This is a genomic window from Comamonas sp. B-9, from assembly GCF_000410635.1.
Lineage (GTDB): Bacteria > Pseudomonadota > Gammaproteobacteria > Burkholderiales > Burkholderiaceae_C > Comamonas.
On the sequence record NZ_KE148536.1, the window covers coordinates 1 to 4,583 of the forward strand.

2 protein-coding genes and 1 pseudogene are annotated in these 4,583 nt (G+C 65.2%); 2 read left to right on the plus strand and 1 reads right to left on the minus strand.

Annotation, left to right across the window (positions count from 1 at the left end; genetic code table 11):
• On the plus strand, positions 1 to 2,235 hold a 2,235-nt coding region (locus H928_RS0107640), incomplete at its 5' end, for a TonB-dependent siderophore receptor (RefSeq protein ID WP_027010671.1).
• Positions 2,236 to 2,292: 57 nt separating this feature from the next.
• On the opposite strand, the gene H928_RS0107645 is transcribed toward H928_RS0107640, so the two are convergent.
• Positions 2,293 to 3,414 carry an NADH:flavin oxidoreductase/NADH oxidase gene (locus H928_RS0107645; protein WP_021025949.1) on the minus strand — a complete coding sequence of 374 codons (1,122 nt, stop codon included), beginning with the start codon at positions 3,412 to 3,414 and terminating at the stop codon, positions 2,293 to 2,295.
• 317 nt (positions 3,415 to 3,731) lie between these two features.
• Here H928_RS0107645 and H928_RS32830 point away from each other — a divergent pair.
• Positions 3,732 to 4,583 (plus strand): annotated as a pseudogene (locus H928_RS32830) (hypothetical protein); the annotation flags it as partial.

The following is a 4,583-nucleotide window of genomic DNA, read 5'->3' on the forward strand; positions in this document are numbered from 1 at the left end:
CTGGCCCGCCTCTTGGCCGGTACGGGCCTGGAGCCGGTAGCGGCGCGCGCTGCCGGTGTCTATACCTTGCGGGCTGCACCGGCCCCCGCCGCCACAGCCCGACCCGCCGATGGCGCGGACAGAGCGCTGACCCTGCCCGAAGTCAAGGTCAGCGCGCCGCTTGACCGCAGTGGCGCCACCGAAGGCACGGGCAGCTACACCACACAGCAGATGCGCACGGCCACGCCGCTGGCGCTGTCGCCGCGCGAGACACCGCAGTCCGTGTCCGTCATCACCAGCCAGCAGATCGAAGACCGGGGCCTGGTCTCGCTGGCGGATATTGCGCAGGCGGCGCCGGGTCTGTCGGTGGTCAAGTGGGGCGGCGAGCGCTACCGCTTTTCGTCGCGCGGCTTTGAGATCAACAACCTGCTGGTCGATGGCCTGCCGATCGAGTATGAGGAGGCGGCGCTGTCCACCGGCGCACTGTCCATGTACGACCGGGCCGAGATCATGCGCGGCGCAGCCGGCTTGACCGAGGGCGCAGGCACGCCGGGCGGCTCGATCAACCTGGTGCGCAAGCGCCCGGGCCGCAGCTTTGAGGGCAATGTCACCGCCAGCGCCGGCAGCTGGAACAACTACACGGCATCCCTCGACGTGGGCGGCCCCTTGAACGAGGCAGGCACCTTGCGCGGCCGCACCGTGGTCAGCCGCCAGGACAAGGGCTCCTTCATCGAGGACACCAAGAACAAGCGCAGCCTGGTCTATGGCATTGTCGAAGCCGACCTGACGGCCTCCACCACCTTGACCGTGGGCGGCTCCTTCAGCGACGAAGACAACCCCGGCGTGGACTGGAACGGCCTGGGCACCAACCCCGACGGCAGCTTTTTGCCGCTGTCGCGCTCGACCCGCATGAGCCCCAGCTGGTCCTTCTGGGACAAGCGCAGCAAGACGGTGTTTGCCGATCTGGAGCACCGCCTGGACAATGGCTGGAAGGCGCGCTTGGCTGCGTCGGCCATCAACAGCGAGATGCACATGCTGGGCACCTACCTGCGCACGCCGGTACTGGACAGCAATGGCCAGACCCAGTTCGGTCTGGGTGGTGGTGGCTATGACTACGACCGTACCCAGCGCAGCATCGATGCCCAGCTCTCGGGCCAGTTCAATGCCTGGGGCCGCGCGCATGACCTGGTCCTGGGCGCCAGCCACCGCCGCAGCCGCTGGAACGATGTGGGCGGCGGCGCCACGATCAATGGCAACTTCACGCTGGGCACGTTCAACCCGCTCAGCTGGGACCCGGGCAGCATTCCCAAACCCACGATTGGCGAGTTTGGCCTGTGGGCGCGCAAAGCCGAGATGGACCAGACCAGCCTCTACGGCATGAACCGCCTGGCGCTTGGCGATGCCACCAAGCTGATTCTGGGTGCACGTCTGGACTGGTTCGAGCGTGACCAGGCTCAGTACGACGGCGATACGCCCTATGGCGTCACGCACGACAAGGCAACGCGCAAGTTCACGCCCTATGCGGGTCTGGTCTACACGCTCAATGACCAGTACTCGGTCTATGCCAGTGGCACACGCATCTTCAACCCGCAAAGCTACGAAAGCGCCGATGGCGGCAGCCCGCCGCCGCAGACCGGCACCAACTTCGAGCTGGGCATCAAGGGCGAATACCTGGACGGCAAGCTCAATGCCAGCGCTGCGATCTTCCAGATCGATCTGGACAACCTGCCCGATGCCTTGCCGGCATCGGCCTGTGGAGGTCGCGCCACCAGCTGCTACCAGTCTGCCGGCAAAGTGCGCAGCCGTGGTGTGGAGCTGGAGCTGAGCGGCGAGCTGCAGCCCGGCTGGCGGCTGGCCGCCAGCTACACCTATGCCTCGGCCAAGCGGCGCAGCCCGGCATCGGCCTATGACCCTGCTGGCACTTACACCATGGGCGAGCGCTATGCCTCCAATATTCCGCGAACCCTCGTCAAGCTGGCCACCAACTACCGCCTGCCAGGCGACTGGCAGCGCTGGAGCGTGGGCGGATCGCTGGAGGTGCAAAGCAAGACCGACAGCCCCTGGGGCGTGCACCAGGGCGGCTTTGCCATCGCCGGCCTGCGCCTGGGCTACACCGTCAACCGCCAGCTGGATCTGAACCTGAACATCAACAACCTATTCGACCGCTACTACTACAGCTCCATCGGCGCAGACAACGGCCCCAACTTCTTTGGCGATCCGCGCAATGTGATGCTGACGGCGCGGTACCGGTTTTAAAGCAAAAAAGGACCGGCCCGAGGTCTCGGGTGGGTCCCTTAGAACGCGGGGGAAGGCTCAGGCCACCGCCGCCTGCTTGCCCGCACCACGGTAGCGCTCCAGCCAGTGCGCGTAAGGGGCAGGCAGCACCCAGTCCGGCTGGGCTGCCTTGAGCTGCTGGGCCAGCGTGTAGGGGTAGTGCGGGTTGGCCAGCATCGAGCGGCCCATCATCACCAGCGCCATCTGGCCTTCGGCTACGACGCGCTCGGCCAACTCGGGGTCGTCAATGCCCCAGCTCGATGCGACGGGCAGGCCCGCTTCGCGGCTGACGCGCTGGGCAATCGGGGCCAGGAAGGCGGGCTCGCCCCAGGGGATCTGCACCCCGGGGATGACAAAGTTCACGCTGACATTGAGCAGGTCGAGGCCCCCTTCGCGCATGCGGCGCACCAGCTCGATGGATTCGGCCAGGGTTTCTTCATCGCGGCCATCGTATTCAATGACGCCAAAGCGGGCGGTCAGTGGCAGGTTCTCGGGCCAGACTTCGCGCACGGCGGCCAGGGTTTCCAGCGCAAAGCGGGCGCGGTTGTCAAAGCTGCCGCCATAGGCGTCCTGGCGCTGGTTGGAGTGGGCCGAGAAAAAGCTCTGGGCCAGGTAGCCATGGGCAAAGTGCAGCTCCAGCCATTTGAAGCCCGCAGCCAGCGCGCGGCGGGCGGCGGCGACAAAGTCGGCTTTGACGCGTTCGATATCGGCCAGGGTCATCTCACGGGGCACGCGGCCCAGGTCGCCACCAAAGGCGATGGCCGAAGGGGCAATGGTTTGCCAGGCGCGCGGGTCGCTCTCGGGGATATGGTCGTCGCCTTCCCAAGGGCTGTTGGCGCTGGCCTTGCGGCCGGCGTGCGCGATCTGGATGCCGGGCACGGCGCCTGCGGCCTCGATGCCGGCGGCAATGCGCGCCAGGCCGGGCACATGGGCGTCATCCCAGAGGCCCAGGCAGGCAGGGCTGATGCGGCCGTCTGCCGACACGCCGGTGGCTTCAACAATCACCAAGCCCGCGCCGCCCCGGGCGATCGAGGGGTAGTGCACCTGGTGCCATTCGTTGGTAAAGCCATCGGTGGCGCTGTACTGGCACATCGGGGGCACGGCAATGCGGTTGCGCAGGGTGACGTCTTTGAGGGTAAAGGGGGTAAACAGGGCTGACATGGCAATGCTTGGGCTGAGGAAAAAAGAAGGGATGGAGCGGCCGCTGGACCTGCCGCCCGCAGATCGCTTTCACATCTGCAAGGCGGGAGGTCGCTGGCTCGCACAGGGCTGTATCCCGGCCGTCCATCGCCTGCAATTGAGGTGCTACAGCCATAAATCAAATGCTGGTTTTTTATGGCGGCCATATGCCTGGCTGATATCAGGCCTGCCCCTTGCATGCATCGCAAAACAGATGGCTATGGCCGGTCTTGTCACGATGCTGTCAAATAAACGCCTTAGGGTGGCGGCCTAGCATTTTGTTACCTCTCCCCCTGTTTATGCACCGTCTACTCTTGCCGACTGCCACGCTGGCGCTTAGCGCAGCCACTGCTTCTCCCGTCTATGCCCAACCAACAACCGCTTCGCTGGTGGTGGAGTTTGTGGCCATCCTGGCCCCAGGCGCTGCCGCAGCCACGCCCGTGCCACTGGGCCCACTGGCCGTGTTGTTGAGCGTGCTGGCCATTGGCTTGGTGCTGCTGCTGGGCAAGCGCAAAGGCGCAGGCCATTGGTTGAGCCTGCCCGTGCTGGCGATGCTTGCCGTGGTGGGCTTCGGCCAGACAGACAGCACCCAGGCCGAAGCAGTGCAACGCACGCTGGACTTGCAAACCAGCCCGGCCAAAATCAGTTTGGACCGGGATTTCAGCGAGCGGGTATTGGTACGCAACACCACCCAGCAGCCAGTGCGCCTGCAGGGTTTGAGCATCCAAAACGGCAACGCCAGCACGCGTTTGTTTACCTCCAGCGATGACAGCCAGGTGCCCGCCTGCCGCAACGACCTGACCTTGGCGGCAGGCCAGTCTTGTGCGATTGACGTGGTGGTGTCCGACAACTTTACCCGCCAAACGGGAGAGGTGATGGCCGTCCAACTGCGGGACCTGCACCCCACCCAGCCTTCGGTGGGCTACGACCAGATTTACTACCACCTGGCGCGCAAGCAACCAAATCTGGCACGCTTTGCGGCTGGCTCCACCAACTACAAAGACCAAACGGAAGCCACCGAGCTCAAGCGCGCCAAGGACTACTGCGAAGACACGGGCCGGGGCAGCGCCAGCGACTATCGGGTAGGCCAGGTCTCCCTGATCAAGGGCACAGGTTTCAAATGCACGGTAGCCGATAGCGATGTCAGCCCC